13 protein-coding genes and 1 pseudogene are annotated in these 14,640 nt (G+C 60.4%); 7 read left to right on the top strand and 7 right to left on the bottom strand.

Features of this window, described 5'->3' with window-relative positions; all coding sequences use genetic code 11:
- Positions 1–16: 16 nt before the first annotated feature.
- The 5 genes and pseudogenes from SP68_RS27680 to SP68_RS03070 all read left to right on the top strand — a co-directional run bounded on the left by SP68_RS27680 (position 17) and on the right by SP68_RS03070 (position 5,245).
- Positions 17–219 (top strand): annotated as a pseudogene (locus SP68_RS27680) (hypothetical protein).
- Between the two features lie 155 nt (positions 220–374).
- Positions 375–1,445, top strand: coding sequence for a dihydroxyacetone kinase subunit DhaK (dhaK, locus tag SP68_RS03085; RefSeq protein WP_023298238.1), 1,071 nt, complete (start codon positions 375–377; stop codon positions 1,443–1,445).
- Positions 1,446–1,455: 10 nt separating this feature from the next.
- On the top strand, positions 1,456–2,088 hold the full coding sequence (gene dhaL, locus SP68_RS03080) for a dihydroxyacetone kinase subunit DhaL (protein ID WP_008806558.1): 633 nt from the start codon (positions 1,456–1,458) through the stop codon (positions 2,086–2,088).
- 10 nt (positions 2,089–2,098) lie between these two features.
- A complete protein-coding gene (gene dhaM / locus SP68_RS03075) occupies positions 2,099–3,520 on the top strand; it encodes a dihydroxyacetone kinase phosphoryl donor subunit DhaM (protein WP_040968894.1) in 1,422 nt (473 codons plus the stop codon).
- Positions 3,521–3,595: 75 nt separating this feature from the next.
- A complete protein-coding gene (locus SP68_RS03070) occupies positions 3,596–5,245 on the top strand; it encodes a glycerone kinase (protein WP_040968895.1) in 1,650 nt (549 codons plus the stop codon).
- Between the two features lie 203 nt (positions 5,246–5,448).
- Here SP68_RS03070 and SP68_RS03065 read toward each other — a convergent pair whose 3' ends face one another.
- Positions 5,449–6,225: a siderophore-interacting protein gene (locus SP68_RS03065; RefSeq protein ID WP_162499997.1), complete on the bottom strand. Its 777-nt coding sequence runs from the start codon at positions 6,223–6,225 to the stop codon at positions 5,449–5,451.
- Between the two features lie 237 nt (positions 6,226–6,462).
- On the opposite strand from SP68_RS03065, the gene SP68_RS03060 reads away from it, so the two are divergent.
- Positions 6,463–7,017 carry a PadR family transcriptional regulator gene (locus SP68_RS03060; RefSeq protein WP_008806562.1) on the top strand — a complete coding sequence of 185 codons (555 nt, stop codon included), beginning with the start codon at positions 6,463–6,465 and terminating at the stop codon, positions 7,015–7,017.
- 257 nt (positions 7,018–7,274) lie between these two features.
- Positions 7,275–8,654: a putrescine aminotransferase gene (gene ygjG / locus SP68_RS03055; protein WP_012540512.1), complete on the top strand. Its 1,380-nt coding sequence runs from the start codon at positions 7,275–7,277 to the stop codon at positions 8,652–8,654.
- Positions 8,655–8,701: 47 nt separating this feature from the next.
- Here ygjG and lsrG read toward each other — a convergent pair whose 3' ends face one another.
- The 6 genes from lsrG to lsrA are packed head-to-tail and all read right to left on the bottom strand — an operon-like array spanning position 8,702 to position 14,427.
- Positions 8,702–8,998 carry a (4S)-4-hydroxy-5-phosphonooxypentane-2,3-dione isomerase gene (gene lsrG, locus SP68_RS03050; RefSeq protein WP_004181386.1) on the bottom strand — a complete coding sequence of 99 codons (297 nt, stop codon included), beginning with the start codon at positions 8,996–8,998 and terminating at the stop codon, positions 8,702–8,704.
- Positions 8,995–9,882, bottom strand: coding sequence for a 3-hydroxy-5-phosphonooxypentane-2,4-dione thiolase (lsrF, locus tag SP68_RS03045; protein ID WP_002917724.1), 888 nt, complete (start codon positions 9,880–9,882; stop codon positions 8,995–8,997). The genes lsrG and lsrF overlap by 4 nt, the downstream gene beginning before the upstream one ends.
- 11 nt (positions 9,883–9,893) lie before the next feature.
- Positions 9,894–10,907, bottom strand: a complete 1,014-nt coding sequence (gene lsrB, locus SP68_RS03040) for an autoinducer 2 ABC transporter substrate-binding protein LsrB (protein ID WP_040968897.1) — start codon at positions 10,905–10,907, stop codon at positions 9,894–9,896.
- Positions 10,904–11,908 carry an autoinducer 2 ABC transporter permease LsrD gene (gene lsrD, locus SP68_RS03035; RefSeq protein ID WP_022066315.1) on the bottom strand — a complete coding sequence of 335 codons (1,005 nt, stop codon included), beginning with the start codon at positions 11,906–11,908 and terminating at the stop codon, positions 10,904–10,906. The genes lsrB and lsrD overlap by 4 nt, the downstream gene beginning before the upstream one ends.
- Entirely contained in the window at positions 11,909–12,943 is a 1,035-nt protein-coding gene (gene lsrC, locus SP68_RS03030) for an autoinducer 2 ABC transporter permease LsrC (RefSeq protein ID WP_016161856.1), read from the bottom strand. It lies immediately after the preceding gene.
- A complete protein-coding gene (lsrA, locus tag SP68_RS03025; protein WP_040976010.1) occupies positions 12,940–14,427 on the bottom strand; it encodes an autoinducer 2 ABC transporter ATP-binding protein LsrA in 1,488 nt (495 codons plus the stop codon). The genes lsrC and lsrA overlap by 4 nt, the downstream gene beginning before the upstream one ends.
- Positions 14,428–14,640 lie beyond the last annotated feature (213 nt).

Below are 14,640 nucleotides of genomic sequence, written 5' to 3'. Positions count from 1 at the left end.
GCTCATCTGCCGCATAATGCCCTTACCATCCCCCCTTTTCGGCCTTTTTTTCTCCCGCAGCCGGCAGAAAATCAGCAAAAATTTTTTCCCACCCGCTTCGCCAGCCATCCTGACCGCCGCTTATGACAGAAGAAAAAAAGCGCGCCAGCTCGCATTTTCACCGTATCCTCGGCAAAAACGTTCCATAAAGAAACAAAATCAGGAAGCAATGTTTCGTAATGAAACCCGATCGTCGGGGCATTCTTTTTTTCGTCCACTCAGCCAGAATCATCATATCGCCAGGCACGCTCCACCGTCAGACGATACCCCTACGCGATGACCGCCTCCGCCAGCAGAGAGGCCGCATCGAACCTTCTCCAACGGAGCACTGAATAATGAAAAAGCTGATTAACCGTGTTGAAGATGTACTGAATGAACAATTACAGGGGCTGGCTAAAGCCCATCCGCAGCTGACCCTGCATCAGGACCCGCTATATGTGACCCGCACCGACGCGCCGGTGGCCGGCAAGGTGGCCTTGCTCTCCGGCGGCGGCAGCGGACATGAGCCGATGCACTGCGGCTATATCGGCCAGGGCATGCTCTCTGGCGCCTGCCCGGGGGAAATCTTCACCTCGCCGACGCCGGACAAAATGTTCGAATGCGCGATGCAAATTGACGGCGGCGAAGGCGTTCTGCTGATTATCAAAAACTACACCGGCGATATCCTGAACTTCGAAACCGCTACCGAGCTGCTGCATGAAAGCGGCATTAAAGTCACCACCGTGGTGGTCGACGACGACGTGGCGGTGAAAGACAGTCTCTATACCGCTGGTCGCCGCGGCGTCGCCAATACCGTGTTGATCGAAAAACTGGTCGGCGCCGCCGCCGAGCGCGGTGACTCGCTGGAAGCCTGCGCTGAACTGGGCCGCCGCCTGAACAATCTCGGCCACTCGATTGGTATCGCTCTCGGCGCCTGCACCGTACCGGCCGCCGGGCAGCCCTCCTTTACGCTGAAAGATGACGAGATGGAGTTCGGTGTCGGCATTCACGGCGAGCCGGGCATCGACCGCCGCCGCTTCAGCTCGCTCGACCAAACCGTCGATGAGATGTTCGATACCCTGCTGGAGAATGGCGCCTACAGCCGCACGCTGCGCCAGTGGAATACCGTCAAGGGCGCGTGGCAGGAAGTGAAGCAGAGCAAAACCGCGCTGCAAAACGGCGACCGGGTCATCGCGCTGGTCAATAACCTCGGCGCCACCCCGCTGTCCGAACTGTACGGCGTGTATCACCGTCTCGCCCAGCGCTGCGAAGCGTCTGGCATCATCATCGAACGTAACCTCATCGGCAGCTACTGCACCTCGCTGGATATGTCGGGCTTCTCCATCACCCTGCTGAAAGTGGATGATGAGACGCTGGCGCTATGGGACGCCCCGGTTCATACCCCGGCGCTGAACTGGGGAAACTAAGGAGCACGACATGTCACTGAACAGAACGCAAATCGTCGACTGGCTGTACCGCTGCGGCGACATTTTCACCAAAGAGAGCGATTTTCTCACCGGCCTCGATAAAGAGATCGGCGACGCCGACCACGGTCTCAATATGCACCGCGGCTTTAGTAAAGTGGTCGAAAAGCTGCCGTCGATCGCCGATAAAGATATTGGCTTTATCCTGAAAAATACCGGCATGACGCTGCTCTCCAACGTTGGCGGCGCCAGCGGCCCGCTGTTCGGCACCTTCTTTATTCGCGCCGCGCAGGTCACTCAGGCCCACCAGAGCCTGACCCTCGACGAACTGTACCTGATGATCCGCGAAGGCGCGGACGGGGTGGTCAACCGCGGCAAAGCGGAGCCAGGGGATAAAACCATGTGCGACGTCTGGCTGCCGGTGGCGGACTCCCTGCGCCAGTCCAGCGAGCAGCACCTGTCGATCGCCGCCGCGCTGGATGCCGCCTGCGAAGTGGCCGAGCGTGCGGCCCACGCCACCATCACCATGCAGGCGCGTAAAGGCCGCGCCAGCTATCTCGGCGAGCGCAGCATCGGACATCAGGATCCCGGCGCAACCTCGGTGCTGTTTATGGTTCAGATGCTGGCCGCCGCCGCCAAAGAGTAAGGAAATCGCGATGGTAAACCTGGTTATTGTTTCTCATAGCGCCCGGCTGGGCGAAGGTGTCGGAGAACTGGCCCGGCAGATGTTAATGAACGATGGCTGCAAGCTGGCGATCGCCGCCGGGATCGACGATCCAGACAGCCCGATCGGCACCGATCCAATAAAAGTCATGGAGGCGATCGAATCCGTCGCCGATACCGATCACGTGCTGGTGATGATGGATATCGGCAGCGCGTTGCTCAGCGCCGAAACCGCCCTCGATCTGCTCGATCCGGCGATTGCCGCGAAGGTGCGGCTGTGCGCCGCGCCGCTGGTGGAAGGGACGCTGGCGGCCACCGTCAGCGCTGCCTCCGGCGCCGGGATCGACAAGGTGATCGCCGACGCCATGAGCGCCCTGGAGGCCAAGCGGGTTCAGCTGGGTTTACCTTCGCCAACTTCTGACGCCGCGCCGGCGCCGACGCTTGCCGACGACGGCGACACAAAATCGGTTTCAGTCATTATTAACAATCACAACGGCCTGCATGTGCGTCCGGCGTCGAAGCTGGTCGCCGCGCTGGCGGGTTTTAATGCCGATCTGCTGCTGGAGAAAAACGGGAAGTGCGTCAAACCGGACAGCCTCAACCAAATCGCGCTATTGCAGGTACGCCGTAACGATAAACTGCGCCTGCTGGCCCGCGGTCCGGATGCCGACGCGGCGCTGGCGGCGTTTCAGGCGCTGGCCGCCGATAACTTCGGTGAATCGCCTGCGGCGCAACCGGCAGCGGCTCCGGCAACGCCCGAGCGCGTCGAAGGCGTTGCCCTGCGCTATCCGCTGGCCCTGATCCAGCCGCTCCGCCCGGCTGCCGCCGATGCTGCCCGCGAGCAGCAGCGCCTGCGCCAGGCCATTGACCAGACGCTGGCGGATCTTATCGTCCTGACCGAGCTGGCGGAAAATAAATTTAACGCCGATATCGCGGCGATCTTCGCCGGGCACCACACCCTGCTCGACGATGACGATCTGTTTGATGCCGCCAACGATCGTCTGCTCACCGAACAATGCTCGGCGGAATGGGCGTGGCATCAGGTGCTAATGGAGCTCAGCCAGCAGTATCGCCAGCTGGATGACCCCTACCTGCAGGCGCGCTATATCGATATCGAAGATATTCTGCAGCGCACCCTGCGCCATCTGCAGGGTATTCAGGAGACGCTGCCGACACCCGGCGAGCCAACAATTATTATTGCCGACAACATTTATCCCTCAACCGTCTTACAACTGGATGCCAGCCTCATTAAAGGCCTGTGCCTGCGCGATGGCAGCGAACAGGCTCACGGCGCGATTATCGCCCGCGCCGCGGGGATCGTGTGGCTGTGCCAGCAGGGCGAGGCGCTGAAGGATATTCAGCCTGGCGAAGCCATCGCGCTCGATATGCGTAACCAACGCCTTATCCGTGACTAAAATTCACGTTGACCGTTACCGCTCCGGAGGCCTGCCTCCGGAGGGTGAGTTTTCGCTTACTCTTCAGGAACCACTATGTCTCAATTCTTTTTTAACCAGCGCGCCAGCCTCGTCAACGATGTGATTGAGGGTACCATTATCGCCAGCCCGTGGAATAACCTCGCCCGTCTGGAGAGCGACCCGGCGATCCGGGTGGTGGTCCGTCGCGATCTGAATAAAAACAACGTGGCGGTGATCTCCGGCGGCGGCGCCGGCCATGAACCGGCGCACGTCGGCTTTATTGGTAAAGGCATGCTGACCGCCGCGGTCTGCGGCGATCTGTTCGCCTCGCCGAGCGTCGACGCGGTGCTTACCGCCATTCAGGCGGTGACCGGCGAGGCGGGCTGCCTGCTGATCGTCAAAAACTACACCGGCGATCGGCTTAACTTCGGCCTGGCGGCGGAGAAAGCGCGCCGTCTCGGCTACAACGTGGAGATGCTGATCGTCGGCGACGACATTTCGCTGCCGGATAACAAGCAGCCGCGCGGCATCGCCGGGACCATTCTGGTGCATAAAGTGGCGGGCTATTTCGCCGAGCGCGGCTTCAACCTCGCCACCGTCCTGCGTGAAGCGCAATACGCCGCCAGCCATACCGCCAGCATCGGCGTGGCGCTGGCCAGCTGCCACCTGCCGCAGGAAGCCGAAAGCGCGCCGCGCCATCAGGCCGGCCACGCCGAGCTGGGAATGGGCATCCACGGTGAGCCCGGGGCCTCAACCATCGCCACGCATAACAGCGCGGAAATCGTCAACCTGATGGTGGAAAAACTGACCGCCGCCCTACCGGAAACCGGCCGCCTGGCGGTGATGCTTAATAACCTCGGCGGCGTGTCGGAGGCTGAGATGGCGATCCTGACCCGCGAGCTGGCCAACACCCCGCTGCAGGCGCGCGTTGACTGGTTAATAGGCCCGGCCTCGCTGGTGACGGCGCTGGATATGAAAGGCTTCTCGCTGAGCGCCATCGTGCTGGAGGAGGGTATTGAAAAAGCGCTGCTGTCGGACGTGGAAACCGCCGGCTGGCAGACGCCGGTGCAGCCGCGGGCAGTTAACATCATGCCGTCCACTCTCGCCAGCGCGCGCGTCGACTTTATACCATCGGGCAATCCGCTGGTGGGCGATTACGTCGCGCAGGTGACCGGCACCCTCTCCGACCTTGAAGCCCATCTCAACGCGCTGGACGCCAAAGTGGGCGACGGCGATACCGGCTCCACCTTCGCCGCCGGGGCGCGCGAGATTGCCGACCTGCTGCAGCGCCAGCAGCTGCCGCTAAACGATCTGCCAACGCTGTTCGCGCTGATCGGCGAACGTCTGACGGTGGTGATGGGCGGCTCCAGCGGGGTATTGATGTCTATCTTCTTCACCGCTGCCGGGCAGAAGCTGGGACAAGGCGCCAGCGTGGCCGAGGCGCTGAACGCCGGTCTGGAACAGATGAAGTTTTACGGCGGCGCCGATGAGGGAGACCGGACGATGATCGACGCTCTGCAGCCGGCGCTGGCGGCGCTGCTGGCCGAACCGGAGAATCTGCAGGCCGCTTTTGCCGCGGCGCAGGCCGGGGCGGATCGCACCTGCCAGTCGGGCAAAGCTGGCGCCGGACGAGCGTCCTATCTCAACAGCGATAGCCTGCTCGGCAACATGGACCCCGGCGCCCATGCGGTAGCGATGGTGTTTAAGGCCCTGGCGGAACGATAAGCCTTCCCCGGTGGCGCTGTGCTTACCGGGGCTACAAATCGGCGCCAACCGTACGCAAGCCGCTATCCGGGTTTTACTGGGGCGACGTCACACCGCCGAATAGAAGGTCGGGTAAGGCGTAAGCCGCCACCCGACAAAAAACGGCGCCAACCGTAGCCCGGATAAGGCGCAAGCCGCTATCCGGGTTTTACCACGATGGCTTTTTACTTACTGTGCCAGTACGCCTGGGAACGCACCAGTTGCTGTTCGATGCTCTCGTCTTCAAAGCGCGCCAGCAGCGATTTCACCACCGCGCCTTCGCCGGTCAGCCAGATGAAATAATCCTCCGCCGGCACCTTCACCTGGGCCAGACGCTCGGCGACGAAGGCCGGGTTGTGGCCCACCACCCACTCGATGTTAAAGCCGTCGAGATCCGCCAGATAATCTTTATACGACGCATCGGCGATAGTAACGATGGCCGTCACCTGCGGCCTTGCCGGCAGCTGGCGTAATCCCAGCAGACGACGGCGCAGCGCCGGCATGCCGGACTCATCGCAAACATACAGCTGCCAGGCATAATCTTGCGGCACCACCAGCGAGCCGCGCGGGCCGCCGATCACCAGCTTATCGCCCACTTTTGCTTCCAGCGCCCAGCGGCTGGCAATACCGCCATCGTGGATATAGAAATCGTAAGCCAGCTCGTGACGTTCGGCATCGTACAGCGGCGTATAGTCACGGGTGGCAGGCCGCACGCCCTCGCCCCAGTCAATCCCCTCCTCGGTCACCTGCGGCGGGGTAAATGCCGCGCCCGGCTCGGGGAAAAAAAGCTTGGTATGGTCGTCAAAGCCGTGAGAAGCGAAGCCTTCCAGCGCCTCGCCTCCCAGCACGATACGCTGGAACGCCGCGCCTGCGCGCTCCACGCGCAGCACCGTCAGCTCACGGAAACGCAGCTCATTGCGGACACGCTGCGGGTACTTGTCTGCTTTGGTTTTTGTCATCATCGATTGCCTTCGTGAACGGTAAATAGATATATCTAAACTTGATGCAAATGATAATGATTGCCAACTAAAAAGAATGCAAGTCTTTTTTTGATATAGTCAAAACAAACCGCATCAAAATCCACAATCAGAAAATAATTACATACATATCAATATATTAAAAAATAAATAGCAACCAGCATTGCGAACATTCATTTTTTAGATATAAATTAGATATATCAAAAACAGCAGGAGGTAACCATGCGACATCATCATGAAGAGGGGCGTGGGCCACGCGGGCGCCACGGTGATCCCAGCGAACACGGCGACCATGGCCGCCGCGGCGGCGGACGCCGCCAGCGTTTCTTTGGCCACGGTGAACTGCGGCTGATCATTCTGGATATCCTCAGCCGCAACGCCAGCCATGGCTATGAGCTGATCAAAGAGATCGAAACGCTTACCCAGGGGAACTACAGCCCCAGCCCGGGGGTGATCTACCCGACGCTGGATCTGCTCCAGGACCAGGGCCTTATCAGCGTGGAAGATGACAACGGACGTAAAAAAATCGTTATCAGCGAGGAAGGAAAACAGCTGCACGCCGAGAACCAGGAGCACCTGGCCCATATCCAGGAGCGTCTGCAGGCGCGGATGGTCGGCTGCGAGCTGCGCCGGGATCCGCAGATGAAGCGCGCGCTGGAAAACTTCAAAGCGGTCCTCGACCTGAAAGTGAACCAGCAGGCCAGCAGTGCCGCCCAGCTCAAGCAGATCATCGGCATTATCGACCGGGCGGCGATGGAGATCTCTCAGCTCGACTAAGCCTCTTTTGTTACCACCGGCTGCCCCGCCCTGGGGCAGCTCGCACCACGACGGATCGCCCCGTTCATCGCCGCCAGGCAGAAAATCTCGTCAGCTCAGGAATAAAACGTGCCAATAGTGGCGCAATGAGATTAAATTTTACACATTTCGTCTTTTACTTTGCATTTATCCCGATTTTCACCGCTTCTGCCGAACTGGCGTAATCCCTGCAATACTTAATCCAGTATCGTGTGATACGTCCGCCCCAGGAGCACATTTTGAACAGGTTACCTTCCAGCGCATCGGCTCTGGCCTGCAGCGCACACGCACTGAATCTCATTGAAAAGCGCACGCTTGATCATGAGGAAATGAAAGCACTTAACCAGGAGGTCAGGGAATACTTTAAAGAGCATGTGAATCCGGGGTTTTTAGAGTATCGAAAATCGGTCACAGCCGGCGGGGATTACGGAGCCGTAGAGTGGCAAGCGGGAGGGTTAAATACGCTTGTCGACACCCAGGGACAGGAATTTATCGACTGCCTTGGTGGGTTTGGCATCTTCAATGTAGGGCACCGTAATCCAGTTGTGGTATCCGCCGTCGAGAATCAACTCGCGAAACAACCGCTTCACAGTCAGGAACTGCTGGATCCGCTACGCGCGATGCTGGCGAAAACCCTGGCAGCCTTAACGCCCGGCAAACTAAAGTACAGTTTCTTCTGCAACAGCGGTACCGAATCGGTAGAGGCGGCTATCAAGCTGGCGAAAGCCTATCAGTCGCCGCGCGGTAAATTTACCTTCATCGCCACCAGCGGCGCCTTCCACGGTAAATCGCTGGGTGCGCTGTCGGCCACCGCCAAGTCGACCTTCCGCAAACCCTTTATGCCGCTGCTGCCGGGCTTCCGCCACGTGCCGTTCGGCGATATCAACGCCATGCGCACCATGCTGAGCGAGTGCAAGAAAACCGGCGACGACGTCGCGGCGGTGATCCTCGAGCCGATTCAGGGCGAAGGGGGCGTGATCCTCCCGCCGCAGGGGTATTTGCCGGCGGTGCGTAAGCTGTGCGATGAGTTTGGCGCCCTGCTGATCCTCGACGAAGTGCAGACCGGCATGGGCCGCACCGGCAAGATGTTCGCCTGCGAGCATGAGAACGTTCAGCCCGATATTCTGTGTCTGGCGAAAGCGCTCGGCGGCGGTGTGATGCCGATCGGCGCGACGGTGGCGACGGAAGAGGTCTTCTCGGTGCTGTTCGACAACCCGTTCCTGCACACCACCACCTTCGGCGGCAACCCGTTGGCCTGTGCGGCGGCGCTGGCGACGATCAACGTGCTGTTGACGCAAAACCTGCCGGCGCAGGCGGCGCAGAAAGGCGATATGCTGCTGGACGGGTTCCGCCTGCTGGCGCAGGAGTATCCGGACCTGGTGAATGAAGTGCGCGGGAAAGGCATGCTGATGGCCATCGAGTTTGTCGATAACGAGATTGGCTACGACTTTGCCAGCGAGATGTTCAGACAGCGGGTGCTGGTCGCCGGGACGTTAAACAACGCCAAGACGATCCGCGTTGAACCGCCGCTGACCCTCACCCTGGAGCAGTGTGAGCAGGTGCTGAAAGCGGCGCGTAAGGCGCTGGCGGCCCTGCGCGTCTCGGTTGAAGAAGCGTAATAAGTGCCCTTCCCCCTCTCCCACAGGGAGAGGGGGAAGGAAAATCCTCATACCTGCGGCAACAGGCCGATAAAGCTGCGTTTCTGCCGCGGCTGCGACATCATCTCCTCCAGCTTTTCGACGCAGGCTAAATAGTGCGGCGTCTTCTTATGCGCCAGCACCGCCTCATCGTCTTTATAGGCTTCGTAGATAAAAAAGCGGGTTTTCACCTCGGGATCCTGCAGGACATCAAAGCGCAGGTTGCCTGGTTCCCGCAGCGCGCCCTCGTGGTTGGCGCGAAACACCTCAAGAAACTCATCCACCCGCTCGGGTTTAATATTGATCTCCACCAGCGTCACGTTCATTTCAGCTCTCCCTGTTTCTCTTCCTGCCAGAACTGATACGCTTCGCGCGCGTTCAGATTCTCATGCACCACCTTTTTCACCGCCTTCAGCATCGCGCGCGGGGCGCTGGACTGGAAGATATTGCGCCCCATATCCACCCCGGAAGCCCCCTGGTCGATCGCCCGCCAGCACATCTCCAGCGCCTCATGCTCCGGCAGTTTTTTACCGCCGGCGATAACGATCGGCACCGGACAGCTGGCGGTCACTTTTTCAAAGCCTTCCTCAACGAAATAGGTCTTCACAAACTGCGCCCCCATTTCGGCGGCAATCCGGCTGGCCAGCGAGAAGTAGCGCGCGTCGCGGGTCATCTCTTTGCCGACGCCGGTAACCGCCAGTACCGGCATACCGTAGCGATTACCGGCATCCACCAGTTTGATGATGTTATTGATCGACTGATGTTCGTATTCGCTGCCGATATAAACCTGCGCCGCCACCGCGCATACGTTGAGACGCAGCGCGTCTTCCATCGCCACCGCCACGCATTCGTTGGAGAGTTCGCTCAAAATCGAATTGCCGCCGGAGGCGCGCAGTACCACCGGCTTATTGGTGGCCGCCGGCACCTGGCTACGCAGTACGCCGCGGGTGCACATCAGCACGTCGGTGTCGGCAAACAGCGGCGCAATCGACAGGTCGATACGCTCAAGCCCGGTCGTTGGCCCCTGGAAGTAGCCGTGATCGAAGGCCAGCATCACCGTGCGGTTGCTGTGCGGATTAAAGATGCGCGCCAGCCGTGACTGCATGCCCCAATCCAGTGAACCACAGCCTTTCAGGGTATACAGCGTATTCTGCTGCGGGCGGTCGATGCCGAAGTCCTTACCCTCTTTGATATCGTCTAAATCAGCCATCTTTTCCTCCGTCAGAAGTCGTAGTTGTTGATGTTCTCTTTGCTGAACACCACGCGCTCCGGCAGCAGCACGATACCGTTGCCCTTCGCCTCATACTGGTAGCCCTGCACGCTATTCGGTTCGACCTTCAGCGAGCCGATATCTTTCACCTCAACGCTATCGCCTACGTTAAGATCGCCCTTTTTCAGCAATCGATCGGCGACGTTAACCGCAATTTTGCCCTGCTGAACCACATCCCACAGGCCGAACGCTTTCACCGTGCCGCGCTCAACGTACGGGCGCATCACGTTCGGCGTACTAAAGCCGACGATCGCCACGCCCTGACGCTTGAGGTTCTCCGCCGCCTGCGCCGCCGCCGGCAACGCATTGGCATCCGGCGCGATAATGGCGTCGAGATCCGGATACGCTTTTAAGATCCCCTCGGCGGTTTGCAGCGATTTGGTGGCATCGTTATAGCCAAACTGGGTGGTGACGATTTGCCACTGCGGATGCTCTTTTTCGATTTTGGCTTTGGCTTCCTTCACCCACTGGTTCTGGTCGGTCACCGTCGGGCTGGAGTAGAAAAACGCGACTTTGGCGGCAGGTTTGCTGACCTGCTTTTCCGCCATCTCCACCAGCAGGCCGCCGAGCTGCTGCGGCGTGCCCTGGTTGATATAGATGCTGCGGCACTCCGGTTTGGTATCGGAATCCCAGGTCAGGACTTTCACCCCGCGCTGCATCGCCCGCTTCAGCGCCGGGCACAGGCTGTCCGGCGAAACGGCGGAGACGATAATCGCGTTGTAGCCCTGGTTGACGAAGTTGTTGATAAGCTGCACCTGGCCGGAGACGCTGGGCTCGGTGGGGCCGTCATAGGTGACATCCACACCCAGCGCTTTCCCCGCCTCTTTCGCGCCGTTGCCGCCGCTGGTAAAGAAGCCGACGCCGACCAGCTTAGGAATAAAGGCGATGCGGTCCGCCGCTTGCGCGGTAACCACGCTCATCGCCAGCGCCAGCGCGCTGACCTGCAGGATACGTTTTGTTTTCATTGTTGTGCTCCGATTGTTCTATGCGAGAAAAGACGCCGCCAGGTCGCGCGCACCCATTCACGGTGCAGGCTCAGCGAACGCCCCATCACCACCACAACCAACAGCGCCCCTGACAGCGCGCTCGACACCTGGTTGGGGATGCCGACCATCTGTAAACCCTGTTGCAGATACCCCACCAGCAATGCCGCCAGCGCGGTACCCAGTATCGATCCCGAGCCGCCGTAAATATTGGCCCCGCCGAGCACCGCCGCGGTCAGCGCCGGCATCAGCAGGTCGCGGCCTAAATCCGAACGCGCCGAGCCGAAATAGGAGACCATCACCAGCGCCGCGACCGCCGAGGCGACGCCCACCAGGCCATACAGCACGTACGGGATGCCGTTCACCGACAGCGCGGCATAGCGCGCGGCGCGCGGGTTTTGCCCGAGTAAAAAGAGATGGCGGCCAAAGCGCCCGCGATGGGCCAGCAGCCAGAAGAGAAAGGTGATAATCGCGAACAGCACCAGCGGCAGCGGCAGTCCGGCGAGGGTTAAATTGGCGATGGCGGTGAAGCTATCGGGAAAACCGCCAATCCCCTCGTAACCGGTCGCGCCGGCCATCCCGGAAAGCAGCAGCGCGCCGCCGCCATACAGATATAGCGTACCAAGCGTGATCACCAGCGGGCTGATGCCGGTGTAGTGGATCAGCGCGGCGTTGAATAACCCGCACAGCAGTCCCAAGAGCAACGTCAGCGATACCGCCAGCCACAGCGGCCAGGCCGCCTGGGTCATCACCCCGAGGGCGATGGCGCACAGGCCGATGGTCGAGCCCAGCGAAATATCGATCCCGCCGCTGATGATCACCAGCGTCAGCGGCAGCGCGACAATACCGATGCAGATAAAGTCGCTGGTGCTAAAGAGCAGCATATTGAGATCCAGCATGCGCGAATTCAACGCGCCGAATAGCAGGATTTCCGCGATCAGCAACGCCAGCAGCGCGCTTTCCCAGTTAAGCTTCAGCTTCATTTAAGCCACCTCTTTGCTTTTGCGTTCGGGAAAGCGGGCAACCTGTTTGCCCCCTTTATTACCGGGCTGGAAACGGCTGTACTTTAGCGCCCGCTGATGGCGGGCCAGCGCCTGGCGCAGGCGGCCATCGAGCACCAGCACGCCGAGCAGCACCAGGCCGGCGATAAAGTCATTCCACCAGGCGGGAAGGCGGAACAGCACCAGCACGGTGTCGATTTGGGTGAGGAAAAAGGCGCCGAGAAACGCGCCGAGCAGCGTGCCGGTACCGCCGAGCAGCGAGATCCCGCCCAGTACGCAGGCGGCGATGGCTTTCATCTCCAGCCCGCTGCCGGTCTGATTAGGCACAAAACCAATCTGCGCGGCGAAGACAATCCCGGCGCAGGCCGCCAGCATGCCGTTGAGGGTAAAGGCCAGCATCCGCGTGCGATTGACCGCCACGCCCAACTGGCGCGCGGCGGCGAGGTTATCGCCGACGGCGTAAAAATCACGACCAAAGGCGGTGCGCGACAGCAGCCAGCCGCCCGCCAGCAGCAGCGCCAGCACCAGCCAGCCCAGCGGCGACACGCCGATAAACGCCGGCTCCGAGAGCGACTTCAGGCTGTCGGGCAAGCCCTCGATCCATTTCCCGCCGGTCCACAGCAGCATCACCCCGCGATACAACCCCAGCGTGCCGAGGGTGGCGACGATCGCCGGAATGCGCAGTCCCACTACCAGCAGGCCGTTAAACGCCCCGGCCAGCGCGCCAATCGCCAGCGCAAAGGCGATAGCCGTCGCCAGCCCGTAACCGTTGTTCAGCGCCACGCCGACGGCGATGGCGCACAGCCCAACGGTGGAGCCTACCGACACGTCAATATTGCGGGTCAGCATCACCAGCGTCGCGCCCAATGCCAGCAGGCAGAGGATTTGCGAGCTGGCGAAAATCATCGCCAGGGTCTGCAGGCTGAAATAGGCTGGATTGAGCGCCACCAGCACGGCAAAGAGCGCCACGATGGCAAAGAAGGCGCTCAGTTCGCGATTCTTCAGTAACGTTTTCATGCCTGCCCTCCGAAGGCCAGGGTCATCATGCGATCGACGGTCACCGCCTGTCGCGCCAGCTCACCGCTGTAGCGGCCCTGATGCATCACCAGCACCCGGTCGGCCAGGCCAACGAACTCATCCACATCGGAGGAGATCATCAGCACCGCCACGTTTTGCGCGGCAACGCTTTTTAGCAGTTGATAGATATCGGCGCGGGCGGAGACATCCACGCCGCGCGTCGGCTCATCGACAATCAGCAGTAACGGATTAGCTTCCAGACAGCGCGCCAGCAGCACCTTTTGCTGGTTACCGCCAGAGAGAGTGCGCACCGGCTGATCGCCATCGGCCAGCTTGATCCCCAGCGCCCGGTGATAGCGTTCAACCACCGCCGCCTCCCGTTTCCCCTGCTGCCACCACGACGGCTGATTGAACATCACCGTGTTCCAGCGCACCGGCGCATCAAGAAACAGCCCCGAGACCTGGCGGTCTTCCGGCAGATAGACCAGCCCGCTGGCCAGCCGGGCGCGGGTACTGTCGCGGCTAATCTCGCGATTCTCCAGCCAGATCCGCCCGGCGCGCGGTGGACGCAGGCCGTATAAGGTTTCGGCAAATTCGGTGCGCCCGGATCCTACCAGCCCGGCCAGACCGACGATCTCTCCGGCGCGGATCTCCAGATTGAGATCGATAAAACCTTCTCCGGTGAGATCCTCCACCCGCAGCACGGGAAAGTCCTGCGGTTGCGTACGGCGGTTACCCGGTAGCGACAGCCACAGCTTTTGCGTGTCGCTCAGCGCATGGTCGCGGCTGACCGGCGTCATCGCGTTAATCAGTTGCTCATCGCGGTATGCCGCGGTCTCGCCGCTCAGCACCACCGCGCCGTCGCGCATCACCGAAATATGGCTGGCAAGCTGGCGGATTTCGGGCAATTTGTGTGAGATAAAGACGATCCCAACGTCCAGCGCCTGTAACGCGCGGATCTGGCTAAAGAGCCTCTCGGTTTCACCCGGCGTTAAAGAGGCGGTGGGTTCATCCAGGATCAGGATCCTGGCCTCGCGCATCAGCCCGCGCAGGATCTCGACCATCTGTTGATCGGCTACCTCGAGCGTGCTGGCGCTGGCGTCGAGGTTGATCTGGCAGTTCAACTGCTGCAGTTTGTCCTGCAACCGCGCGACGGTATCCGCCCGCTTCGGCAGGCGGAAAAGAATGTTCTCGCGCACGCTGAGGTTGGGAAACAGCATCGGCTCCTGCGGCACCAAATAGATGCCTAACTGATGAGCCAGCGCCGGATTGAGGCGCGCAAACGCGCGGTCGCCGATCGTCAGTTCACCGCTATCCGGCGTTTCGACGCCGGCGATGATCTTCATCAGCGTCGATTTACCCGCGCCGTTGCCGCCCATCAGCGCATGCACCTGGCCCGCGCCTAGCGTGAAATCAATGCCCTTGAGCACCGCAACGCCGGAGAACTGTTTGCAAATCTGGCGAGCTTCAAGCAGTGGCTTCATCATCGCGCCTCAATTGAACAAATGATTTTTAAATTTAATAATGTTCAAAAGCGTAGACGGTGAACTATATTTACAACCGTGCGAAGATCACACTTTGGTGCTTTAGATCGTCAGGAAAAAATGGGCCAGCGATGAAAGATCCGTTTTGCCAGTCGGCTCACACTTTCCGATCGCGCAATAGCGAACATATGATCTAAATTTTTATAAGAGTTC

Origin of the sequence: Klebsiella variicola (genome assembly GCF_000828055.2) — a bacterium.
Classification (GTDB): domain Bacteria; phylum Pseudomonadota; class Gammaproteobacteria; order Enterobacterales; family Enterobacteriaceae; genus Klebsiella; species Klebsiella variicola.
Note: the sequence above shows the minus strand (reverse complement) of the source record. Positions and strands in the feature narration are given on the sequence as shown.